The 2,784-nt window shown below is 42.7% G+C and carries 2 protein-coding genes and 1 pseudogene; 1 reads left to right on the top strand and 2 read right to left on the bottom strand.

Annotated elements, in window-relative coordinates; genetic code table 11:
• Positions 1–325: 325 nt before the first annotated feature.
• A complete protein-coding gene (locus AACW45_RS03895) occupies positions 326–640 on the top strand; it encodes a bleomycin resistance protein (RefSeq protein ID WP_190638284.1) in 315 nt (104 codons plus the stop codon).
• 111 nt (positions 641–751) lie between these two features.
• Here AACW45_RS03895 and AACW45_RS03890 read toward each other — a convergent pair whose 3' ends face one another.
• Positions 752–2,299: an MBL fold metallo-hydrolase gene (locus AACW45_RS03890; protein ID WP_339381931.1), complete on the bottom strand. Its 1,548-nt coding sequence runs from the start codon at positions 2,297–2,299 to the stop codon at positions 752–754.
• 147 nt (positions 2,300–2,446) lie between these two features.
• Positions 2,447–2,674, bottom strand: a pseudogene (locus AACW45_RS03885) (FAD/NAD(P)-binding protein); the annotation flags it as partial.
• Positions 2,675–2,784: the final 110 nt, after the last annotated feature.

Raw genomic sequence — 2,784 nt, 5'->3', positions numbered from 1 at the left:
TCTATCTTTGATAGAAACTCACTCTTTGCGGCTTGTAGTTAGCCCTGTAAGGTGCAAACCTTATCAAGCTAGAAATATTTGATTATATTTTTAGTAACTATAAGAGGAATTCTTTTGAAAATAATCAATAAAATATACGGAGTATTGAGGGAGCGATCGCACTTTCCCTTACTAAATATAACGAAGTGTGTTAGCTCTGAGTTAACTGGTATCTTAAATAACTTGCCTGGGTATCGTAGATAAAATTTACGACGAACTTTAATATACTACAGTAAGTTGGTCAGAATACTGTAGTATATATTAAACGCTACTCCAGGCAAACCCTATGACTAACCAACTAGAAACAGTGAAAGCGTGGGTTGAGACTATCGATCATATTCAACTGACATCGTCTGCTGAGGTGGAAGAGGCGATGTTACTGTTTTACGGTAAAGTGTTGGGATTGACTAAAATTGCCAAGCCGGAAGCACTCAAAGGCAATGACAACACATGGTATGCATTGGGAGATATCCAACTCCACATTAGTACAGAGAAAAATGCCAATAATGAAGCATCAAGGCGACATATCTGTTTTGGAGTCGCTGATTTGAAGGAGTTTGAGGCGCATCTCATAGCGCATGGGGTGGAATTATTAGCGTAGGCACAGCCCGCCGTAGGCATCGCCAACCGATACCAGGATACAATCGTTTCTATATCCGCGATCCGGGTGGCAATCGCCTGGAAATCGTATCGGCAAAATCAAGGTAGTTCCTCAAATTTGGTAATCTAAGGTGACTAAAACTTTGCCTCCACGTTGGTTAGCGGGTACAGCTTCCGACATCTTTTGTGGATAAGGAAGGTTCAAATTATTCATCAATTCAATAAACTGACTGCGGGTACGTCCCAAAAATCGGGGATTCCACCGCTTTTCTTCACCAATGGTAGATACTGTTCTCCCTTGATAGTCGTGTCCGGGAAATACCCAGGTGTCATCTGGAAGGGTAAATAGCTTTTGGGTGACGACATCATACAGTAAGCCAGGATTACCGTTTTGGAAGTCAGTACGACCACAACCCCCAATAAATAAGGCATCTCCGGTTAACAAGTGAGTTCCGTTAACGAGGTAAGCCATGTGAGAGTCGGTATGTCCGGGAGTAGCGATCGCTTGGATTTGCACAGAACCTAATTGTAAAATCTCACCATCAGTAATATAGCGATCGCCTGGGACAGGTTTAGCTTTATCCGGTAAAACACTTAAACAGCCTGTAAATTGGCGTAGCTGACCTGTACCCGTAATATGGTCAGCATGAATATGAGTCTCTAAGCAGTAAAGTAAAGTCAAATCAAGTTTTTGCAATACTTGTAAGTCCCGTTCTACCTGTTCTAATACCGGATCTACCAAAATAGCAGCTTTGGTTTGTGGATCGGCAATTAGATATGTATAGGTACTCGATTCGCGATCGTAAAGTTGACGAAATAGCATGGCAGGTTTGGGTAAATCGCTCAATGGATTTCCAGCGAACCAATCTCTTGCCATAGCGTAAGGTCTAGGATTGAGAGATTTCAGTAACTCTTGCGCCAAAGCGGCTGCTTGCAGGCGAATTTCTGGAACTGCTGTAGTCTCCCACAGGTTACCTTTGCGGGGCGTTCCCAAGGTATAAAGTATTTCTGAAACCTTGCCCTTAGCATCAATGACTGCACCATTAGCAGCTGTCTCCATCCCCATAGACAAAGCATGGGGACGAATCAGCCCTTGTGCTTGCAAATTAGCGATTAGAGTATTTTTTACAGTGCGATAGTTACAATTTGCACCTGTACAGTTGATGATTCGGTTCACCTGTAACACAATATTGGCTTGGGTTCCCCGTTCACAAATTTTCACCTCAACTGCATTTTCTTTTTCCTGACAAGTCTGAATTCTGCCGCCGTAATAATTCAGTTGTCCAGATTGCACAGTATTATCTAATACATCAGCAATTTCTGGGGCAATCCGGTGGCGGTAAACTTCCCAGTAAGCTTTAACATGACGGAGGAAGCGTTTTTGTTCTGGGATTGGTAGTGTTTGCCAAAGTTGTTGAGAAATTGGGCGAATAGCATCAATAACTGCGCGCCAATCATAACCGTGAATTGCTGCTGTGTGAATTTCTTGACGTACTAAACGCAGTAAGCCCCGCGCTGTTTTGGGTGCAGTCTCTAAATTAAGATAAGTAAAATAGGGAATTGTTGCTTGGTGGCGTTGGGGTGTTAATCCATGACGGGAGATAGCATGAATTTTGCCGCGAAATCCTTGCTGCTTTAAAGCTACAACTACATCAACCATCGTCAACCCACTTCCCACCAACAGAAGAGAATCATCTGAATTGAGATTGCTAATTGCATCGCTAGCCCAAGCATCTTTAACATGGGGATGATGATTTCCTAGCGCCGCAATTGGTTGTGGTAAAGAAGCGGGAAGATTCCCCAAAGCGAGGACAACTTTTTGTACGTGCAAAGCCTTACCGCTACTGAGTTGAATTTTGGTGTGATAGTTGCTGGTTTCAATAGCGATCGCTTCATCGCAAATTCTCTCTAAACTAATATAAGCTGGCGCATTCGCTTCCGCTTCGTTTAAAATCGCTTGGATATATTCCCCATAAACTTGACGGGGTACAAATGTCGATGCAGTAATGTCAGTATGTCCGTTGTTATGCAGCCACTTTAAGAACTGGAGTTTAGACTAAACACATGACAAAGTAACTCAGGATAACTGAGTGACAAGCTTTACACCCAAAAATGGAAAAATCAACGAATTAAGTAGATTGTGGT

Source organism: Calothrix sp. FACHB-168 (assembly GCF_963889195.1).
GTDB classification, from domain to species: domain Bacteria; phylum Cyanobacteriota; class Cyanobacteriia; order Cyanobacteriales; family Nostocaceae; genus Aulosira; species Aulosira anomala_A.
This window is presented reverse-complemented; position numbering and strand designations above follow the sequence as displayed.